Annotated in this window: 19 protein-coding genes; 8 read left to right on the forward strand and 11 right to left on the reverse strand. The window is 45.8% G+C overall.

Annotated features, from left to right (window positions below; translation table 11 throughout):
- Positions 1 to 83: 83 nt before the first annotated feature.
- From QT992_RS23965 to QT992_RS23980, 4 genes are all read left to right on the forward strand, one after another.
- The gene (locus tag QT992_RS23965; RefSeq protein WP_333315958.1) at positions 84 to 1283 is read left to right on the forward strand and encodes an FAD-dependent monooxygenase; all 1200 of its coding nucleotides are present in this window, start codon (positions 84 to 86) and stop codon (positions 1281 to 1283) included.
- A 227-nt stretch (positions 1284 to 1510) separates the two neighbouring features.
- Positions 1511 to 1777, forward strand: coding sequence for a hypothetical protein (locus QT992_RS23970; protein WP_333315957.1), 267 nt, complete (start codon positions 1511 to 1513; stop codon positions 1775 to 1777).
- 59 nt (positions 1778 to 1836) lie between these two features.
- The gene (locus tag QT992_RS23975; RefSeq protein ID WP_333315956.1) at positions 1837 to 4632 is read left to right on the forward strand and encodes a DUF3536 domain-containing protein; all 2796 of its coding nucleotides are present in this window, start codon (positions 1837 to 1839) and stop codon (positions 4630 to 4632) included.
- A gap of 528 nt (positions 4633 to 5160) precedes the next feature.
- Complete coding sequence (locus tag QT992_RS23980; protein WP_333057518.1) at positions 5161 to 5394, forward strand: ferredoxin-thioredoxin reductase variable chain; 234 nt, start codon at positions 5161 to 5163, stop codon at positions 5392 to 5394.
- Between the two features lie 291 nt (positions 5395 to 5685).
- On the opposite strand, the gene QT992_RS23985 is transcribed toward QT992_RS23980, so the two are convergent.
- The 4 genes from QT992_RS23985 to QT992_RS24000 form a co-directional block, all read right to left on the reverse strand.
- The gene (locus QT992_RS23985) at positions 5686 to 5919 is read right to left on the reverse strand and encodes a hypothetical protein (protein ID WP_333035767.1); all 234 of its coding nucleotides are present in this window, start codon (positions 5917 to 5919) and stop codon (positions 5686 to 5688) included.
- 283 nt (positions 5920 to 6202) lie between these two features.
- Positions 6203 to 6997, reverse strand: coding sequence for a YdcF family protein (locus tag QT992_RS23990; protein ID WP_333315955.1), 795 nt, complete (start codon positions 6995 to 6997; stop codon positions 6203 to 6205).
- A gap of 134 nt (positions 6998 to 7131) precedes the next feature.
- Positions 7132 to 7515 carry a hypothetical protein gene (locus QT992_RS23995; protein ID WP_333339398.1) on the reverse strand — a complete coding sequence of 128 codons (384 nt, stop codon included), beginning with the start codon at positions 7513 to 7515 and terminating at the stop codon, positions 7132 to 7134.
- A 29-nt stretch (positions 7516 to 7544) separates the two neighbouring features.
- On the reverse strand, positions 7545 to 9104 hold the full coding sequence (locus QT992_RS24000) for an AAA family ATPase (protein WP_333339400.1): 1560 nt from the start codon (positions 9102 to 9104) through the stop codon (positions 7545 to 7547).
- 145 nt (positions 9105 to 9249) lie between these two features.
- Here QT992_RS24000 and QT992_RS24005 point away from each other — a divergent pair, with 145 nt between their 5' ends.
- Positions 9250 to 10266: an adenosine kinase gene (locus QT992_RS24005; protein ID WP_333339403.1), complete on the forward strand. Its 1017-nt coding sequence runs from the start codon at positions 9250 to 9252 to the stop codon at positions 10264 to 10266.
- Positions 10267 to 10501: 235 nt separating this feature from the next.
- On the opposite strand, the gene QT992_RS24015 is transcribed toward QT992_RS24005, so the two are convergent.
- On the reverse strand, positions 10502 to 10837 hold the full coding sequence (locus tag QT992_RS24015) for a DNA-binding protein (RefSeq protein ID WP_333339442.1): 336 nt from the start codon (positions 10835 to 10837) through the stop codon (positions 10502 to 10504).
- A 351-nt stretch (positions 10838 to 11188) separates the two neighbouring features.
- Here QT992_RS24015 and QT992_RS24020 point away from each other — a divergent pair, with 351 nt between their 5' ends.
- Entirely contained in the window at positions 11189 to 11440 is a 252-nt protein-coding gene (locus tag QT992_RS24020; RefSeq protein ID WP_333315949.1) for a DUF2281 domain-containing protein, read from the forward strand.
- A gap of 89 nt (positions 11441 to 11529) precedes the next feature.
- Here the strand turns inward: QT992_RS24020 and QT992_RS24025 are convergent, their stop codons facing one another.
- From QT992_RS24025 to QT992_RS24040, 4 genes are all read right to left on the reverse strand, one after another.
- Positions 11530 to 11775: a type II toxin-antitoxin system RelE/ParE family toxin gene (locus QT992_RS24025; protein ID WP_333315948.1), complete on the reverse strand. Its 246-nt coding sequence runs from the start codon at positions 11773 to 11775 to the stop codon at positions 11530 to 11532.
- A gap of 23 nt (positions 11776 to 11798) precedes the next feature.
- Entirely contained in the window at positions 11799 to 12002 is a 204-nt protein-coding gene (locus QT992_RS24030) for a hypothetical protein (protein WP_333155416.1), read from the reverse strand.
- A gap of 40 nt (positions 12003 to 12042) precedes the next feature.
- Complete coding sequence (locus QT992_RS24035; RefSeq protein WP_333155414.1) at positions 12043 to 12225, reverse strand: hypothetical protein; 183 nt, start codon at positions 12223 to 12225, stop codon at positions 12043 to 12045.
- A gap of 187 nt (positions 12226 to 12412) precedes the next feature.
- Complete coding sequence (locus QT992_RS24040) at positions 12413 to 12709, reverse strand: hypothetical protein (RefSeq protein ID WP_333057507.1); 297 nt, start codon at positions 12707 to 12709, stop codon at positions 12413 to 12415.
- A gap of 275 nt (positions 12710 to 12984) precedes the next feature.
- On the opposite strand from QT992_RS24040, the gene QT992_RS24045 reads away from it, so the two are divergent.
- Positions 12985 to 13530, forward strand: a complete 546-nt coding sequence (locus QT992_RS24045) for a transposase (protein WP_333339408.1) — start codon at positions 12985 to 12987, stop codon at positions 13528 to 13530.
- A gap of 161 nt (positions 13531 to 13691) precedes the next feature.
- On the opposite strand, the gene QT992_RS24050 is transcribed toward QT992_RS24045, so the two are convergent.
- Positions 13692 to 14225, reverse strand: coding sequence for a hypothetical protein (locus tag QT992_RS24050; RefSeq protein ID WP_333339411.1), 534 nt, complete (start codon positions 14223 to 14225; stop codon positions 13692 to 13694).
- 130 nt (positions 14226 to 14355) lie between these two features.
- A complete protein-coding gene (locus tag QT992_RS24055) occupies positions 14356 to 17367 on the reverse strand; it encodes a hypothetical protein (RefSeq protein WP_333339414.1) in 3012 nt (1003 codons plus the stop codon).
- A gap of 364 nt (positions 17368 to 17731) precedes the next feature.
- Between QT992_RS24055 and QT992_RS24060 the strand changes: the two genes are divergently transcribed.
- Positions 17732 to 19336, forward strand: a complete 1605-nt coding sequence (locus QT992_RS24060) for an NB-ARC domain-containing protein (RefSeq protein WP_333339415.1) — start codon at positions 17732 to 17734, stop codon at positions 19334 to 19336.
- Positions 19337 to 19976: the final 640 nt, after the last annotated feature.

The following is a 19976-nucleotide window of genomic DNA, read 5'->3' on the forward strand; positions in this document are numbered from 1 at the left end:
GAGATGTCTAATAGAGCGTCGCGCATCCTTTAACCACCTCTGTTCGCATCTCAATATCCGCAACAAGCAATGGAAAATACCAAATGACACAAGTTGTAATTGTCGGAGCGGGGCCAACTGGTGCGGGACTTGCTTTGCTGCTGGTAAAACGAGGTATTCGCACAACATTGATTGAGGCTGCAAAAGATTCGTATCGAGTGTTTCGCGGTGAAGGATTGATGCCCAGCGGATTGGATGCGATCGCACAAATGGGCTTATCCCCAATGCTCGAAGGTGTTCCACACCGACAAATTGATGCCTGGGAGTTCATTGTGGGCGATCGGCAACTATTTCGAGTTGATGAGCCAATGGGGTCAAATCGACCTTGTACGCTGGTATCGCAACCGCCTTTGCTGGAAACACTAATTTCAGAAGCTCAGTTGCATCCAGAGTTTGAATTTATCCCAGGTGTTCCCGTAAAAGATTTACTGTACAGCAACGATCGCATTGCGGGTGTAAAGCTAGGAGATGGGCGAGAGATTCCTGCTGCACTTGTGATTGGTACAGATGGTAGAAACTCGGTTGTACGACAACGTGCAGAATTAGAGTTAGTAAAACAGCAGAATAGTATAGATGTTCTGTGGTTTAAACTTGCCGCTCATCCTCGGTTTGTGGCGGATAATGTATTTTATTCCATCCTGAATGGCGGTAGCGGATTTAGTGTCTTTCATGGGGCAGAATCAGGAAAACTTCATCTGGCTTGGGTGCTATCGGCAGAGGACAAAACGGATCGGAAACACACAGACTGGGCAGAAACTTTCGCATCGCTATCTCCTGCGTGGATGGCAGAACATTTCCGCAACTGTGCCGATACGATCGAATCTCCGATGCGATTATCTGTTGTGGTTGGTCGCTGTCCGCACTGGCATCGACCAGGAATCATACTTTTGGGGGATGCTGCACATCCCATGTCTCCGGTTCGCGCTCAAGGAATTAACTTGGCTTTGCGCGATGTAATTGTTGCGGCCAATCACCTTGTACCTTTATTGAAAGCAGGGGCTAATTACGAGGCTCTTGACTTAGCATTATCCCGGATTCAGGCCGAACGCGAACCCGAAATTATTCGCGCCCAACAACTTCAAGCACAAGAAGCGTGGAAAGGCGAACAACTGCGAACAAATGGATTATTGCGTTTATTGATGATGCAACTTGCTCCATTCCTGGGTAAAAACATTCAACAATTTTGGGTGAAAGGACAGTATGAATTGCGCCAAGGAGTAACAGAGGTAAAATTGGTCGTGTGAAAAGAGGAAATTAAAACTTAGGAGGTAATTGTAGGCGCTCGACAACTATCAAAAGACCGATTAACTTTCGGGAGGAGGACAGCAACAGTACAGCAACGAGGTACAGCAGACCCCTCAGCAAAAGCGTTGCCTGCAAAATAGTCTCGCTCTTGTGTTAAATTTATCCGCACAACCGCCCTCGGTCGATCGCCAAATTTTAAATTTTTCCGGCGAAAACTTGCTATTTAATGAATAAGACTTTACAATCCAGCAAGGTAAATCAAACTCTCAATGAGCAGCGCTGCAAGCACGAACCCGAAATGGGTCGCAAGTGCCAAAAAGCAGCAAAAGCTACCTTTTTTAACTCTTTCAACAGCAAAGCATTGGCAAAAAACCCAGGGATCGACGGTTGGCATCTTGGAACGAATGCTTTGCTCGCAATACTACAAATGTATCAAAACTTGTCAGCCAAATTTAGTCCTAACAGATGCCTAGCTGTAACTCTTGCTGCGTAAGGTTTCAGTTTCTAATTAGGCTGGTTTTATTGTCTTTAACTACTTGAGGATTCGATCGCATGGTTTCGATTTCTACTACTCAATCCGATGTGCTGCCTTTGTCTTCGCCAACCGTAACGGCTGCAACCCAAACCAGCGTGGCTGCAGCAACTGGGGTGTGCGTGACGGTTCACGGTCACTTTTACCAGCCACCCCGGGAAAACCCTTACCTGGACGCGATCGAACGCCAAGCCAGCGCCTCTCCAGCCCACGACTGGAACGAACGCATTGACATCGAGTGCTACCGCCCCAACGCCTTTGCCCGCATACTCAACGATCGCGGCGAAGTCGCGGGGATCGTCAACAACTACGAGTATATGAGCTTCAACATCGGGCCGACCCTGATGAGCTGGCTGGAACGCTACGACGCGGAAGTCTACCAGCGGATTCTGGAAGCCGATCGCAAAAGCTGTCAGCGGCTCAACGGTCACGGCAACGCGATCGCCCAAGTATACAATCACATCATCATGCCGCTGGCTAACGAGCGAGACAAATACACCCAAATTCGCTGGGGGATCGCAGATTTCCGATCCCGATTCAATCGCGATCCCGAAGGAATGTGGCTCGCCGAAACCGCCGTAGACTACGCCACCCTCGAAGTTTTAGTCGCTGAAGGCATCCGCTTCATTGTCTTAGCCCCCTCCCAAGCCGAACGCTGCCGCCCGCTAATCGGGCAAAACCACGAAGGGGAACCAGCGGAAAATTCCGAATGGCACGAAGTCGGCGGGGGTCAAATCGATCCGACTCGCCCGTACCGCTGCTATTTGAAACCAGAAATGCGGTTGATGGCTGACCACCAACTCTCGCCGCTGAGCACTCACTATTTTGGCCGCCAGCACTCCCAAAATTCTGCAGCGCCACCTGCTAACACTCCCTACATCGATATCTTTTTCTACGATGGCCCGATCTCGCGGGATATGGGCTTCAACGACGTTCTCAGCAGCAGCCACCACTTGGTGGGGCGCTTGGGTCAAGCAGTGCGGGGAGACCACCGACCGGCTCAATTAATCTGCGTGGCGACGGACGGCGAAACTTTCGGCCACCACAAACACAGTACCGAAAAATGCCTCGCCTACGCCTTCACAGAAGAGTTTCCCCGCCGCGGCTGGACGGTGACGAATTTTGCTCATTATTTAAGTCAAAATCCCAGCGCTTGGGAAGTGGAACTCAAACCGGTGACGGCCTGGAGTTGCTCTCACGGGGTCGATCGCTGGCAAGAAGATTGCGGCTGCGGTGGCGGCGGCGAGTGGAACCAAAAATGGCGCCGCCCTCTGCGGGATACTCTCAATTGGCTGCGCGATCGACTGATTCCGATTTACGAAGAAGCGGGGCGCAAGCTGTTGTGCGATCCCTGGAAAGCCAGAGATGAATATATTGAGGTCATCCGGGATCGATCTCCCACTAATGTTGACAGTTTCCTCCAACGCCATCAAGTGCGCCCCCTCGATGCCGGAGAACAGGTGGACGCCCTGCGGCTGCTGGAAATGCAGCGCCACACCCTGTTAATGTTCACTAGCTGCGGCTGGTTTTTTGAAGAAATTTCGCGGCCAGAAGGCGTGCAAATTCTGCGCTACGCGGCCCGGGCGCTGGAATTGGCGGGCGAAGTTACCGGCGTCCAGCTAGAAAAGGATTTTGTCGATCGACTAGCCTTCGTACCCAGCAACGTTGACTATTTCAAAACAGGGGCCGAAGTTTACCGCAAACTCGTGGTGACAGCCCAAATTAGTCTCCGACAAGTGGCAGCCCACTACGCGATCAGTTCTCTGTTTGCCAAATATCCCCGCGAACAGCGAGTTTACTGCTATCAGGCCCTGCAGGAAGATTTCCAAATTCAGCGCATGGGCTCGATGACTCTGGCTGTGGGTCAATTGCAGTTAACCTCGGAAATTACGCGGGAAACAGAGGTTTATGTGTTTGCTGCGTTCCACCTCGGCGGCTGGGACTTCCACTGCTGCATTCAGCCTTTTGGCAGCCGCCGGTCTTACACTATGCTGAAAGAGCGGTTGTTTGGAGTTATGCAAGAAGCTTCGGCGGCCCACGCGATTCTGGAAATGGTGCGGCTGTTTGGGGATCAGTCCTTTAGCTTGCGGGATTTATTTGCTGAGGAACGCCACCGGATCGTGCAGTTGCTGAGTCAGGAAAATTTGACTCGGTTGGATCAGCTTTACACTCAGGTTTACCGCGAAAATTACGGGGTGATGATGGCTTTCCACCGCGACGAGTTGCCGGTGCCGGTAGAGTTGCAGGTGGCTGCTGAGGTGGCTTTGGGACACCGCTGTTTGACGGCGGCCAAGGCCCTGGAAGTGGAAACGGAGGATGTGGAACCGCTGCTGGCCGAAATTGAGGCGATCGCCACTGAAGCCGGCCATCTCCGCTGTCGGTTGAACGTTCCCGAAGTCAAGGAAATTTTGGAAAAGATGGTTTGGCGATCGCTAGACGCGCTGCTGCAAGCAGGATCGGGCCCGGAGGATCGCTCGCCTGTCAAGTTGGAAGCTGATATCCGCACGATCGAGCGTTTGATTGCGGTGGGCGATCGGCTGAGTTTGGGTTTGTGTCTGGATCGATCGCAGGAACTGTATTTCGATTCTCTGTACAGTCAAATTGTGCCTCTGTGTTTGGGCTGGCTGCAACTGCAAGATGCCTCCGAGGGCGAGAGTGTGGTCGCTGCAGTTGCCTTGGGGATTGCAGGTTCCGGCGCCGGCTGGGACTTGTCTTCAATCCGGCAGTTGCTGGAGTTGGGTCAAACCTTGGCTGTTGATGTTGAGTGTTGGTTAAATCAGTTAACTACCCGCCGGGAAGTCCCTCCGTATATTTAGAGGGGATTAATCAGAGCGCTGGGCCCCGTACCCCGTTGGGAATTACTCCTTGGGATGAAAGGCTCGTCGGGTTTCGGTACCGAAACCGACAATTATTCTTTTATACCCCAATACGATCGGGAAATACTCTGATACTATATTAGCAAGTGGGGGTGGAACTACCTCACTATAAAAAGCATGAGAAAAAAAAGGAAAAAGAAGCCTGCGGTCTAACTGTACTCAGTAGACCGTCAGGTTTGTTCACGTAAATAGTTTCCTGATTAGCCTGCATCAATTCCCGCCCTTGAGAATCCGCCCGATCGAGCTTGAAATGCCGATCGGGCCTACGGGTTCAACCGAGAATCGATCGGTCTTGCGACTTCCCGGTAGCGCGGCGGGCGATCGAAGCACCGACAGAGAACCGCCAATTTTGTTTAAGTTTTCGCTCTACTTATGTGGGAAGATAAGAAGACTGTCGGCAAAGCGTACCAGTGTTAAGCACCCGTAGGCTTTGCAGAGTTTTGAAGAGAGAACACTAAATATAAGTCTATGAAAGTTGGCGATCGCGTTTGCATTAAAAACTCTGTTGTTGTCTACCACCATCCTGAAAATCGCAGTCAACCATTTGATATTAAGGGTATGGAAGGAGAAGTCGTGGCGATCGTTCACGAATGGCACGGCAGACCTGTCAGTGCTAATTGGCCGGTTCTAGTACAATTTGACAAAAAATTTCGAGCTCACTTCAAAGAGGATGAGGTCGAATTGATATCTTCGGAAGTCTAGCTGTCTCAAAAGTTGAAGCCGGAGCCAAAAGACAATATCAAATCCGGTCAGTCGATTTTAGATTTTAGATTTTAGATTTTAGATTTACTCCACAGATGAATCTGGAAGCTTAAACTAATATCTAAAATTTTGTGATAATCGCGACTCCTGTCGGAAAGCAATTATCCGTTTTTGGGCGGGGGTCATATAACTGTTGTAGAGTTTGTAGTTAGGAGTTAAGTTTTTTCTGTGGCTTTTAGTCGATCGACGGGACTAAAGTCCTTACTACAAACCATTTTTTGTTTTCACTCCTTAATTTTTCGACCGTCTGCGGCTGAACCAACCTAAAATATTCCAATCTCCCTGCATTTTCTGCAATTCCTGCTGATGCTGCTTGGCTGTAGCGTAATACCACTGGCAGTGAAGTTCTAGTTCTTGACGGTACTTAATTTCGTCGTAAAACTCGCGGACAATTTGGTGTCTCTGAAAAATTTCGGCCGCGGGAGTCGGTTCTGGGGCAATGTTTTGCAACTCGTGGGGCAGCATGATTGTTTGGGGGCGACGGTGGCTAATATTGGCTGTAATGACTTTAAGCTAACACACTCAATCAATTTTGGATTTTAGATTTTAGATTTTAAATTTTAGATCCTATCCGTTTGATGCAGAATTTTCTCATATGAAGTTTTGTAGGGGCGGGTTCGCCCAGATATTTGATAAGTATAGACAAATTATATAAACCCGCCCCGCCCCTATAATTGGGATGCAACCGGATTTGATATTTGTTTAAATTCTTCAATCTAAAATCCCAAATCCCAAATATAAAATTCTGTTAAAGCCATCCCCGCAGACGATAAACGATTAAGCCAATGTATTCTTTCAAAGCTTTAGTTGACTGGTTTAACTGATAGGTGTCCGGCAATAAATCCAAGGCGACTGCTTGCCAATTGCTTTGGGATGCTGCGATATCCTGCTGCGTTATCTGAAAGTCTGTTGGTGCGGCAATTGCTTTTATTCCCTGACGCTGGAAAATTAAGAGCGATCGAGTCATGTGCATCGCCGATGTCACTAGCAAAACCGGCCCTTTTATGCCTTTAGCATCTAAAATTTTCCGCACGTTGACGGCATTTTGATAAGTGTTGTGTGAATCGGGGTCTTGCAGAATTGCTGATGCCGGTACACCCATTGTTTGGGCAATTTCTGCCATGTCTGCCGATTCGGGAGCCCCGCCGCCTTTCCAATCTACTCTACCGCCGCTGAGAATTAACAGGGGACTTTTGCCTTGCCGGTAAAGTCGGGAACCGTAGATTATGCGATCGCCCGCTTCCGCGAATTCTACCCAAGGACGGGGAGGTAAAGCTGCTTTGACACCGCCGCCCAAGACGATAATCGCTTCAGCTTGGGGGAGTTCGGCGGTTGGTAAGTTTTGCCATTCGAGCGATCGAACTAACGATTTTGAAACCCAACCGCTACTTCCGAGGAGTAAAATAATTAGAGCCGCAGCTATTGGCGCCGCCGCCCATTTCGGACGCTTCCAAAGTGTGATTAAAGCCGCCATCATTAAGAGGCAACTCAACCCCAAAGGATAAATAAACAGCGGCAGGAGTTTCGATAGAAATACAAACATTCAATTGGGAATTGGGCCTGGGGAACTTCTACGATCTTGTAGCCGAAGTATTGGGTATTGGGACGAAGGGCATTAGTGAATGTTAACTAATGACTAATGACTAATGACTAATGACTAATGACTAATGACTAAAGCTAGCGACGATCCTCTGGCCCAGACAACCAGTCTAACAATGTAGGAGCTTCACGCCTAGAGGTTTTGCTATATAGTTTGCTCTCCGTTTCCACTACTTCTTTATTGAGGATAGCATCCGAGGTTTTATCCTTGGAACGCATATTCGGGTTGAGTAGTAATTCGTTGTGCCACCAAGCGACAATTAAACCTGCTGCCACGCCACCGATGACACCAAAGCCCAGACTCAGGGGCAGAGTAGATCCTACTAAGCGAAACCCAACGGTAAACAACACAAACCATATCAGCGCGGGGTTAAACCCCTTGGAGTCTCCGGTAAATTTTGGCATGAGCTGCAACTTTTTTTTGTAATAAAACAGAAAGATATTTACAATATTAGCAGACAATCAAATTGGCAAGGGCGATCGAACTGGAACTACTCCCCACCAATCAAGTTTAATTGTACCTCTAAGTCTTGCAGGGTATCTACAATGTTTACAGAAATTTGCTCTAATTCTGTCAAAGGTTCAAAAGCTGCTTGCTGCGAACTCAATATTTCTGCCGTCGCGTCGGCAATATCGCCCCGGCGGTGTTGCAGTCGTTCTCGCAATACTTCAATTGGTGCGGTGCAGTAAATGATTTGCAGGGGCAAGCCGTGGGATTGAGCCTGATTAATCGCATCGCTTCTCAAGTTTTGGCGATCGAACTTTGCATCTAAAATCACATCCCAACCTCGGTCAGCCAAAATTATCCCCAACTCTAACAATCTACCATAAGTCTGTGCCGTCATTTCATCCGAGTACAAATCTTGCCCCCCGCGTTCATTTAAAGGAATTCCGCCTAAATGTTTGCGAACAGCATCGGATCGAATGTGAACTGCCCCAGTGCGGCGAGCCAAATATCGAGCCGCTGTACTCTTGCCAGAACCCGACAAACCCGACATCAAAGTTAACTTTCCCCGGTGCGGTTTTGTGTATTGCCAAGCCAGTTTATAGTAATGAGCGGCTGTCCGTGAAATCTCTGCTTTTTGGGGAGTTGAAATAGCGGAATCGTCCAACATTAACGAAGTTACTTTCGCTCTAACATAAGCTTGACGGCTTAAATACAGAGGCAACATTTGCAGTCCTTCCCAATCCCCGGTTTTTTCGATGTAAGTATTGAGAAAAGCATTACCCAAGTCTCTGCGCCCCCGCGATTCCAAATCCATTACTGTAAAAGCGACATCGTACATGACATCAACAAAGCGAAAAGGCTCGTTAAATTCAATGCAGTCGAATAGCAATATTTTATCTGGCCAGAATGCTATATTCCGCAAGTGCAAATCTCCGTGGCACTCGCGAATTTTATTATTGGCAATTCGGATATTAAATAACTCTTGATTTTCCTCAAAAAACCCATCTGTATAATCTTTAGTTTCCTGAAATTGTGCCTGAGTCTGCGGCCCGCCGATATATTTTTGGGAAATGAGGTAATTGTTGTCTATTGCTGTCCGAATCTGGCTGACTTCGCCAAATCTGCGAATGTAGCTATTACTAATTGCCGTGCTGTGAAAGTTGGCAACTTCCCCCCCTAATTCTGCCATAATTTGCTCTGTCAACAGTCCGCGTTCCAACAAACTAAGCAACAGCGAATCTTGAGGAAACTCGCGCATTTTCAGCACGTATTCTACAGCAATTTCGGCTGAATTCATAGCAGGTAAGCTGGTGCCCAAGTGAAAAGAATCGCCCGTTTTAACAATTGGCAAAACTTCTAGATAAATTTCCGGTGCAGTGCGTCGGTTCATCAGCAATTCTTGGGTGCAAAAATGCTGCCTTTTCTCCAATGTTGAATAGTCTAAAAAGCCAAAATTGACTGGTTTCTTGATTTTGTAAGTATAATCTCCTGTCAGCAGGACGAAGGAAGCATGAGTCTGAATTAGCTGCACTGGTTCAGTCACCCCGTGCGGGTAAAACCCGGGCTGCAACATTTGCTGAATCAGAGGTGGGAGACAAGTCATAGCGATTTTAGATTTTGGATTTTAGATTGGGGATTTTGGATTGTGAATTTTAGATTTTAAGTTGGGGACTTTAGATTGGGAGTGGGGATGTTGACTTTAATCCGATTTATTATAGAGTTGATAGTTAGTGTAAAAAAAAGCAGCGATGACAGAAAATAATCAAGAATCTGGTTCCGTGGATGTGTTTGGCGTAGGCAATGCCCTTGTAGACATCCTAGCATTGGTGGAAGATGAATTTGTACTCGGCCACGGGCTGAATCGCGGCGGGATGACGCTGATGAATTCAGAAACGCAGGGTGGGATTTTGCACGATTTAGAGCACAATTCGCTGCAAATGCGATCGGGCGGTTCGGCGGCAAATACGATGATTGGTTTGGCTCAGAGCGGCGGTAAAGCGTATTATTCGGGGAAGGTTGCTAAGGATACTAACGGCGAATTTTATCGGCAAGATTTGCTGGCGGCGGGGATTGATTTTAACGTGCATCCTGCTGCTGAGTCGAACGGGCCTACGGGTACTTGTGTTGTGCTGACTACGCCGGATGCGGAACGCACGATGTGTACTAATCTGGGGGTTTCTACTACTCTGGCGACGACTGATATTGATGTCGATCGACTGGCTCACTGCAAGTACAGTTATGTTGAGGGCTATCTTTGGGATGCTCCCGATCCGAGAAAGGCTAGCATTGAGACGATGGAACAGTCTAAGCGTCTGGGTGTGAAGGTGGCTTTTACTTTTTCGGATGGCTTTTTAGTCGATCGATTTGCTGATGATTTTCACAAGGTGGTTTCGGAATATTGCGATGTAATTTTTTGCAATGCTGATGAAGTTCGGAGCTTTTTTAAGGAGGAATCTCTGGAAGAGTGCGCTCGGAAAATGAGCGAGATTTCTGATTTGGCTTTTATCACTAATGGGGATAAAGGCTGCATGGTGGTGGAGAACAAACAGATTGTTGATGTGGCTGGATTTCCGGTAAAGGCGATCGATACTGTGGGTGCTGGGGATGCTTTTGCGGGCGGTGTTTTGTTTGGAATTACTAACGGTTTGAGTTCTACACAAGCGGCTCGTTGGGGCAATTTCTTGGCTTCTAGGGTGGTGCAGATTCATGGGCCGCGTCTGGAGGGTTCTCAGGCTCATCTTTTGAGTGAGGTGATTTCTGGTTAGGAATTGAAAGGGGCGATCGCACTTTTTGTCGTAAGGGCGATCGCTCTTTTTTTAACCACAGATAGAGGTTGGCTGAGTTCGTGGATTGAGTGATTTTGAGATAATTTGTCTTCCACTTTTAGCCTGCTTTTTCTGCCAATCGGCAAACATAGCATCCAAGTCGTAATTGAATGACTTAGCGTGTTGTTCCCGAATTTGGTGAATTTTATCCACGATCTCATCTTGCCACATAAATTCAACCTCCTAGTAGTTCGTAAGGCGTACAAATGATCGGTAATTGGTATCCAAAATCAAAACTAATTTCTGCAAGTTTTCTCTGAATTTGAGCGTTAGCGATATGCTTACAGTTCCATGTTAGCAGGTAATCTAAATCGTAAACGGTAGCTGCCGCAATATGAACCGCATCAGCAGCAGCTTTAGGCGGAAGATTGCTTCGTGTGAGAAATTGTCCTGCTAAGTCTCGTACAGCTTGATTGAGTTCCAGCAATGGAAAGTCGCGAAGTATCTCCAAACGTTGAGTCGCAATCTCTGAGTCACCTTCTGCTATTTCGTCCAAAACAACTTGTGAGATGTAGAGCCTGAAGTTGCTTCGCCGAAATTCTCACCAATCTCGTGTTACCTCAATGTTTGCAGCTATAATCAGGTTTTTGGTGGCTCTAGCGGTGAGGTAGCCCAAGATACTGGTTTCGATGTAGACTGTTTCACTCATACGTAATGGATGATCGCAAATTTCATGTTAACCATACCATGTTGTTTGTCTATTCCGATTTTAAGGGCGATTCCCTTCGGGATAGCTTCGCACGCGCGTACTTTTTGGATTAAGGGCGATCGCTCTTTTTGAACCCCAGATGAAAACTGACACGAAAAAGCCGATCGCTATTGCTTAAATAAAATTTAACGACAGTTTATTTCTCACCAGATTATGACTATCATTGAACAGATTTACGCGATCGTCAAAACCCTTCCCGAAAACCAAGCTAGCGAAATTCTCACTTTCGCTGAGTTTATTCGTGCCAAGTACCTGAATGAGAACCAATCCACCGACACAGTAGATTCTTTAACTCCTTGGACAGAATTGGTTTATTCCCTAGCTGGAACATGGGCTGAAGACTTTCCTACTCTGGAAGAGATTCGTGCCGAGTCGGGGGAAGACATCTTGCGGGAGAGCTTTTAGATGTACATTTTGGATACAAATACATTAATTTACTATTTCAAAGGACAAGGACAAGTTGCCCAAAACATTCTGCTATAGTAAAAACAGCTTTATGGTGGAAAGTAGCGATAAATATCTTTCCGGTGAAGCACCTTGGCAAAAGTAACAGTTTCGCCATCAAAATAAAAACCTATTCGATAGTCTCCAACCCGAAGCCGATACGCATTATCATCACCTTTCAATCTTTTTAAGTTAACACTTGTTTGTAAATCATTACTATTGGGAATTTCCGCAAAAGCAAAATCCTTGATTTGCTCAAACACAGGCGTACTTTTAAGAGCTTTTAAATCTTTCAAAAAACTGGGTAGATATTAGACTTTCATTCTGTTTCCAGTTCTGCAAGTGCTTGCTCTAAATTTAACGGGTTTTCATTTTTTACTTCGCGCATAGCCTGGAGAAGTCCTTTATCTTCGATCGCTTCTAGGAAATACTGATAGTCGGTATAATCTAGAATAACTTGACTAATGTTGCCTTCGGCATCGAATATCAATTCTTTAGCCAGTGGATAGTCTTCTATTTTCATACACTTTTATGGTGAGATGAGTTATGAGGGAATGATGCTTCTATTTTAACAGCGATATCTCAGAACCAGATGAAGTGCGATCGGGTATGTTGGCTATTGGGTCTAATAAAATTTGTCCGGCTTCGTTGACGAGAACGCGATACTCTGTTGACTTGGGTTCGAGCTTTAAACTGAGGTGTCCTTGTGGATCTGTGCTGATTAAGTTTTTCAGAATCCAAAACATATCTTTCAGCTATTATATAATTGAGTAAAACTCTCTAGGTTGAGTTTTACTCAATTATAACAAATTAGATGTTGTTTGTCTATTCGGATTTTAAGGGCGATTCCCTTCGGGATAGCTTCGCACGCGCGTACTTTTTGTCGTAAGGGCGATCGCACTTTTTTGAACCACAGACGAGCGCTGGTTTTTGTCAATTTTGCAGAATGTATTGACTGATAATATTTTTGAGTTCTTGAGGAGCTTCTTTGGCAATCGCCGCTCCTAAATCTGGACGCACAACCCACCACCAAACCAGTTGTTCTAAACGAGCGGGAGGATTTTCATTAGGACACAATTCGATCGTACTTTCATTGACACCAATAATGTTAGCACAAAGGTCATTAGCAATGCTAACACGAGCGTCTAGATTTTCAAACTGTACGATGTCTTGCCAGCTAATTTCATTGGGAATAGAATTGAGGATTGATTGGATATCTAGAGTCAGCATTAAACTGTTCCTCCGAAAGCTATAATAACTCTAATGCCAAAGTCTTGTTGTTCTGCAAAAGATTGAGTGCTGAGCCACCCTCTCACGGTTAGAGTATTCGTACCAAATATGTAGGGGCAATCCTCCCTCGTTTCCACAGCCAGGGCGGGCACGGGGGCACCGCCCCTACGCATCGGATTGGGCGGGCACGGGCACCGCCCCTACGCATCGGATTGGGCGGGCACGGGGGCACCGCCCCTACGGTACAATCGAATAGACATCACAATCGAATTATCATGAAGTACGATGCTGCTAAACATCATCGGCGTTCTATTCGCCTCAAGGGATATGATTATTCTCAAGCGGGAGCTTATTTTGTCACTATCTGTATTAAAGATGGTTTACATACATTAGGAGAAATCCGCAATAACCAAATATATTTGAGCGAACCAGGGCTGATGGTGCAAACTATTTGGGATGAATTGCCGTTGAATTATCCAGGTGTAGAAGTCGATGCTTTTGTGGTAATGCCAGATCATTTTCACGGAATTATTGTTTTGATGCCAGACAATATTTCTGGCGCTATTCCTAAGAAACCCATGACATTGCCAGATGTTGTTCAGCGCTTCAAATCACTGACAACTGCTAAATACCGACATGGTGTTGCCAACTTAGGTTGGACACCTTTCCCCAAAAAATTTTGGCAGCGTAACTATCACGAACATATTATCCGGGATGAGGAATCTTGCGAAACAATTCGTGAATATATCCTCAACAATCCAATCGCTTGGGAAGACGAACCTTTGCATTTAGAAAAATACCATCCCCAACCCGATATGTAGGGGCGGTGCCCCCGTACCCGCCCGCCACCGTGCCCGCCCGCCACCGTGCCCGCCCGCCACCGTGCCCGCCCGGTGATGATGTAGGGGCGGTGCCCCCGTGCCCGCCCTGGCCTAGGGCAACCACGGGGGATTGCCCCTACAAATACTAGGGCTTTAGTGGGTTACTGACATCCCCGAATATTCCTTCTAATTCCTGACCATTCATTTGCTAAACTAGATTGAGAACTAGAAATTTTCCGACCCAACATTTGAGGATTTCTTTCATAAAAAATCAGGTCGGCTTTATAGTCACATATTTTTACTTTGTCGTTGGTGTTTGAAGGTGTACCATAATTAGAAAAGTTGGCTAGTTGTTGAATAGACATCATGCCCTCATTCGTGCGACCACCAATTACCCATGCAGGATAGCTATAAACTCCTGCTCTTTGGCACTGCGAATTAAATTCACCATTTCTACCATTGGGGTAGCATTCAATGTATTGAACTTGGCTGAAAGCATTTCCGAACAATTGCGCCTGCCTTCGAGTGTAAGGACACCAAGAAGCGCCATACAGCTTAGCGCCTGCTTGTTTGAGATGATAGGCTAGAGATGCGGCGGTTTGTGCGGTGGCTGGTTTGACTAGGCTGGTACAATCTATGCCAATTGCACTGATTAGGGCTAGTGTTGCTAATATTTTGAATTTTAGTTTAATCATGATTTAAGGTCTATGAGAGGGTTGGGATTTAAGGACGGTGGTTGTGGGGATTGTTTTAGAGGTCGATCGCACTTTTTGTCGTAAGGACGATCGCTTCCGCTATCGCTAAGCTAGAGTCGAAATGATTCGATCAAAAGACGGAACCAAGAACAACCCGTGTGAAGTTAGCATCGCTGATTGAGTTTGTTTGAATCCCCTTAAGGACTGCTAAGAACTTACCGCTATCTTTGAGACTAATAATAGTGTCATTTTGGAAGTTGCCTTCACCTTGTTTCCAACTGACTTGTTGGGATGCAAGACTTTGAGTTAACTCAATAGTTTCAGCGGGTCTAATGTTTCCGACGACCGGAATTCCAAAACCTGTAAAAAAGTCTGTAATGATATCAGCTTGATCTATGGTATCGACTATATCACTATCACTAAATACAAACTTATCAATGCCAGCGCCACCTGTTAGAGTGTCTTTGTCTAGACCCCCAATCAGTATATCGTCATCCTCGTAACCATTAAGAATGTCTGCACCTGAGCCACCAATCAATGTATCCTTATTGTTGTCTCCATTAAGAGTATCATCGCCACCTTCTCCGTCAATTATATCATTTCCTTTTCCACCCCAAATTAGATCATTGTTTGCACCACCAAAAATGGTGTCATTGTCCTGTTCACCATTGATGCTATCGTTGCCTTGATCGCCGTTGATGGTATCATTGCCCGAACCACCAAAAATTAGATCATTTCCTGCCTTACCGTAAAATATGTCGTTACCTGCACCACTATAAAGTGAGCTCCCTCCCCTAAACAGATCCTTATCCTGAAATGGTAGACTAGAATCAAAACCATCTAAAGTATCATTTCCGTTAGTACCGTAAACGATGTCATCATCATTGCCACCATTCTTATTTTTTACAGTCAAAAATAGTGGATTAGGCAACTCTTGATCAGTTTCTGGTTCTTTCTTGGGAGAGTCAAATCTGGGAGTATTAAATGACAGAATTCCTGCATGGCGATTATCGTAAGCTTTCTCTTTGCCTTTGAGAACATCACTCAAAATAGGGTTGAGGCTCACTAAATTGCCAATATCTCCCAACTCGTTTTTTTGGATAATCAAATTTTTGAATGCTTCGATAACCCACTGATGCTCTTCCCCTGTATCTATACGATTTCCATCACTAAAACTCATCTGGAATGACTCGTCTGCCTGTCCTGCAAAAATTTGATTTCCAGACAAACTGTTTTTGCCAACAAAAGCTCTCGAAAAATTAGATACTTCTTTGAAGTTAGGCAGATAGATTTGGTCACTTCCTGACTCAGGAGATATAAAATCCATTACTGCTGTTGTTCCGTCTACATCATATCCAAATCCGGGCTGTCCCAGTGATAAACCACTAATGTTAAGCTGGGATGGTGGGTCGAGCGCAAATATTGTATTTACACCTATTCCTTTACCATCTTTATCTATACCTTGTTTGGCTGCTGTTTGTTCTTCTTGCCATATGCGAGCTATTTCATTGCTGAGTAATGAGCCGAGGCTATGACCAATTAAATTAAGATTTTTACTGGCATACTCAGCATCAACTCCAAATTCTTCTTTCAGCTTCCCTACTACCCACTTAGCAACGGGTACAATCCACTTAGCAGCCGTGTAATTGCCAAGCCTTCGTAGACCAAGTGGATCGGGTTCTTCCTTGCTCAGCTTACCACCAGCCGCTGCTTCCTTCCAGTCGAGAAGTAGAACTCGATCGTCGGGATTTGCCTGAGCAACTGCTTTTCCTAAATCAGAAAAATCGCCTGCATACTTAGGATTGTCCTCAGCACTAACATTCAAACCATGAATGACAATCCATGTTTGTTTTGCTTTAGTTGAGCTTTCCGGAACGAATTTAAGATCGACCTTTCGAGAGTTCTTTCCAGATTCCTTGGTCAACAAAGTATCGAGGAAATATCCGTAAGGTAGGCTAAGAGGTACTGCACCAGGTGCTGCACTGGAAGCAGATTCTATCTTTTGATCGGTTATGGAGTTTTCTGCAAATTCAGCAGCCTCGACTTGGCCTGTTACAAGGAAAGGAGTCACACTTACAGTCGTCGTTAAACCCGGTGTCGGAGTTGGGGGAGTCGGAGTCGGGGGAGTTGGTGTCGGTGTTGGAGTCGCGGTTGCAATAGATGTGGCTCCAAATATTACACCGCTAACACCCGTAACATTTTTATCAAGAGTGCCTACTCCTGTTGCTGGATTGATAACAATCCGCTGGTTAGATGCAGTGAAACCTACAAGAGTGCTTCCCTCAAAAGACAAGCCAAATACATTGTTAAAGCCGATGTTGCCAATCTTGGTAGCCTGACCAGTTAAGGATACGGAGAATAAGCTGTCATTACTGTTGCCAACAGATGTAGCTAAAAAGCGGTTACTAACAGGATCGAATATTAGATCGCCACTAGCATCAAAGTTAGATCCCAGATTAGCAACCAAGGATGCTGCACCCGTAGTTTGATTAATGGTATATAAGTTAGAACCGCCAGTCCCATAAAGTACATTACTAGGAGAAAATGCCAAACCAAGTATGTCTACACTTGCACCGAGGTTTCCAATCGGTGAGGATGAACCTGAGACTGGATCGACGTTGTACAACTTGCTATCAGTGATGCCAAACAACCTGTTGTCACTAGATAAGGCGATGTCATCGAAAGGTGGGCTATTTGCAATCTTTACAAAGTTTCCTGCTGAGCCAACGCTTCCGACTTGTCCGCTATCTGTAGAAAAAAATAAAGTAGGAACGAAAGTAGAAACTAAAGATGATGCAGTCCCCAAGGAGCTAGTTTTGAAGGTATAGTTTCCTGTCTCGCTCCCATTGAAGCTAGTAGCTCGGATCGCGTAATTCACACCCGGAACTACTGTGAATTTTAACTGTGAATTATTACCTAAATCATTGTTAAATGCAATTACTTCACCTGTTGAAGCATTTATCAGTTGTAGGTAACTTTCAAGAGCAGTCGAAGTCGAATCCATGTTAACTTGAACTTGCTGCCAATTGGAAACCCCAGTCAAGGTATAGTCATCGGAGAATCTACCCAATCTTTTAGGATTTTCAAGATCAGTGCTGCTCAAACTTCCGTCAATCGTTTGCCCTAAGCTAATATTCGTCATAATCCCATCTCCTCACAAATATAGTTGCGTCAAAACCAGCAAAGCCCGCCTAGCAAGCCTTCCTAGATATCTATCAGGGCCTTCATCTGCTCTTTATGCAGTTCGCCCAGTTTTTGTAACAAAACTTTACATTGCTCCCAACAGCAGATAAGCTGTATGCCCGATCGCCCGCCTGATGCACCGTCAAACGTACCTGACAACCAAACACATCATTTCACAATACTCCACAATCCTGAATCTGTATAGGCTTAACGGCTCACCATTTGGCTCAACATCAAAGGCTCACTTGGCTCATTTGGCTCATTTGGCTCACCAAATCATGTAACATTATTTACTAAGGCAGAGTTTCCGTAGAGGAGTCGCAATGGCAGGTTTGCTCAGAGCATCCGAAGAAGGGCTAAAAATCATTGACATGGTAAGACGCAATCTCGGATGGAATAAAGCAGATGAGCTCTGGTGTCAGGCTGCTCTCACTTCAAAAGCAACTTTAAAGCGATTTTGGACGCAGCAACCAATTAGACGAGAGACTTTTATACACATTTGCAAAGCTGTAGGTGTGAAAAACTGGCAAGACATTGTTGCGCGGGAAATTCAAGAACCAGAATTACTATCAGCCCCGATCGCAGATATCGCCCTAGACAGTGAAACCGATCGCACTTTCCCCCTCCCAGAAAACTTACCCCCCGTCAGAAATTGGGTACAGCGCACAAAAGAACTCGAAATCTTAAAAACTACTATTATTAACTCAGATATCACCGCCATCTCAATTGTCGGATTACCGGGAATCGGAAAAACCAGCCTCGTCAGCCAACTAATTCGCCAACTCCACACAGAAAATACCCCCTTCACCTGCGCCGCTTGGCAATCCTTGCAATCTGCAACCGGCAAAGCACCCCCCTGCGATCGCACAATTGACTCGCTACTATTCACCCTCTCCAACGGCGACATTACCGCAGCCGTAACTGCTCAAAATGACTACTTCAAAAAAACTGAAAATCTGCTCAAAATCCTGAGAGAAAAACCTTGCTTACTCGTTTTCGATCGCGCCGACACACTTTTGAAAGCTGGAGAGGCAAAAGCGGCGGGTTATTTCGCCGACGATTGTGCAGAATATGCTTGGTTATTCAAACAACTATTAGAAACAGAACATCAAAGCAAAATCCTCTTCACCAGTCGCGAAAGCTTAGCCGAATTGCCGTCAACAGTCACCCGCGAAATCCAGCTAAACGGATTGGATCGAGATGCCGCAGTTGCCCTGTTGCAATCTTTTAATCTGACGGCAAATGCAGAGGAATTAGCGGAAATGTGCGATCGCTATTCAGGACATCCCAAAGCCTTACAACTCGTCGCAGCCTTGATTCGAGATGATACCGAGTTTCAGGGAAATGTCGGGATTTTTCTGCACCAGAGAGACTGGTTGCTGATTCGAGATATTGAAAGTGCGATCGATGAAATGATAGCCCGTCTGGGCGACAGCGAGCAAACTTGTCTCAGCCGAATTTCTGTCTATCAAACCTCAGAATATCCGCTATCTTTTGCCGGAATTAGCGCTCAAATGCCCGAAGTTAGCAAATATGAACTTAAAGAAAATATTATTCAGGCACTCAAACGCCGACAATTGCTATATTACGATCGCCAACTCAAATCCTATCACTTGCATCCCCTAGTCCGAGAAAAGGGCGAGTACCTACTAAGTCAAAACCCTGAACATCTCCGTACCGCCCACAGCCAAGCCTATAGTTATTATATTAGCATTCCCCTCAAACCAAAATCGGAATGGCAAGATATCGAGGATATTAAGCCGCTAATCCGAGCGCACTATCATGCTTCTCAAGCACAAAATTTAGATGCAGCAAATGCGATTATTTCTGAAGTCTATGAGTATTTGCGGCAGTGGAATTGTGCAGAGTTAGTATGTGCAAATCTACCGTTGCCATTGTTAACTGAAGTAAAAAACATAACTCTGTAGGGGCGGGTTCACCGACAATAATTGCTAAAAACCCACAATCTCATAAACCCGCCCCCGCGCCACCATCAATCCCAATCTACCTCTTTTAAAATAACTATAAGAACCTGGAGGACGAGTTTATTTAACCTGTCTGCACCGTTAAATCTGTTGGTGAACCCGCCCCTACAGGAGGCAGAAAAATGGTGCAAAATGTGAGCTATATATTGCACCATTTTCAATAACTCTGTAGGGGCGGGTTCACCGACAATAATTGCCAAAAACCGACAATATTATAAACCCGCCCCCGCGCCACCATCAATCCCAATCTACCTCTTTCAAAATAACTAGAAAAACCTGGAGGGCGGGTTTATTTAACCTGTCTGCACCGTTAAATCTGTTGGTGAACCCGCCCCTACAGGATGTATGAAAATGGTGCATAATGTAATATTAAACTGATATATTGCACTATTCTTAATAACTTTGTAGGGGCGGGTTCACCGACAATAATTGCCAAAAACCCACAATATTATAAACCCGCCCCCGCGCCACCATCAATCGCAATCTACCTCTTTTAAGATAACGATAAAAACCTGGAGGGCGGGTTTATTTAACCTGTCTGCACCGTTAAATCTGTTGGTGAACCCGCCCCTACAGGATGTAT

Origin of the sequence: Microcoleus sp. T3_D1, assembly GCF_036700405.1 — a bacterium.
Classification (GTDB): Bacteria; Cyanobacteriota; Cyanobacteriia; order Cyanobacteriales; family Microcoleaceae; genus Microcoleus.

Bases quoted from the DNA above. Each gene is read 5' to 3' on its own strand.
- QT992_RS24030 (WP_333155416.1), bottom strand. From the start codon at position 12,002: ATGAAAATAGAAGACTATCCACTGGCTAAAGAATTGATATTCGATGCC.
- QT992_RS23970 (WP_333315957.1), top strand. From the start codon at position 1,511: ATGAATAAGACTTTACAATCCAGCAAGGTAAATCAAACTCTCAATGAG.
- QT992_RS24055 (WP_333339414.1), bottom strand. From the start codon at position 17,367: ATGACGAATATTAGCTTAGGGCAAACGATTGACGGAAGTTTGAGCAGC.
- QT992_RS24035 (WP_333155414.1), bottom strand. From the start codon at position 12,225: ATGTTTTGGATTCTGAAAAACTTAATCAGCACAGATCCACAAGGACAC.
- QT992_RS23965 (WP_333315958.1), top strand. From the start codon at position 84: ATGACACAAGTTGTAATTGTCGGAGCGGGGCCAACTGGTGCGGGACTT.
- QT992_RS24040 (WP_333057507.1), bottom strand. From the start codon at position 12,709: ATGCTGACTCTAGATATCCAATCAATCCTCAATTCTATTCCCAATGAA.
- QT992_RS24060 (WP_333339415.1), top strand. From the start codon at position 17,732: ATGGCAGGTTTGCTCAGAGCATCCGAAGAAGGGCTAAAAATCATTGAC.
- QT992_RS24000 (WP_333339400.1), bottom strand. From the start codon at position 9,104: ATGACTTGTCTCCCACCTCTGATTCAGCAAATGTTGCAGCCCGGGTTT.
- QT992_RS23985 (WP_333035767.1), bottom strand. From the start codon at position 5,919: ATGCTGCCCCACGAGTTGCAAAACATTGCCCCAGAACCGACTCCCGCG.
- QT992_RS24020 (WP_333315949.1), top strand. From the start codon at position 11,189: ATGACTATCATTGAACAGATTTACGCGATCGTCAAAACCCTTCCCGAA.
- QT992_RS24005 (WP_333339403.1), top strand. From the start codon at position 9,250: ATGACAGAAAATAATCAAGAATCTGGTTCCGTGGATGTGTTTGGCGTA.
- QT992_RS23980 (WP_333057518.1), top strand. From the start codon at position 5,161: ATGAAAGTTGGCGATCGCGTTTGCATTAAAAACTCTGTTGTTGTCTAC.
- QT992_RS23990 (WP_333315955.1), bottom strand. From the start codon at position 6,997: ATGTTTGTATTTCTATCGAAACTCCTGCCGCTGTTTATTTATCCTTTG.
- QT992_RS23975 (WP_333315956.1), top strand. From the start codon at position 1,837: ATGGTTTCGATTTCTACTACTCAATCCGATGTGCTGCCTTTGTCTTCG.
- QT992_RS24045 (WP_333339408.1), top strand. From the start codon at position 12,985: ATGAAGTACGATGCTGCTAAACATCATCGGCGTTCTATTCGCCTCAAG.
- QT992_RS24050 (WP_333339411.1), bottom strand. From the start codon at position 14,225: ATGATTAAACTAAAATTCAAAATATTAGCAACACTAGCCCTAATCAGT.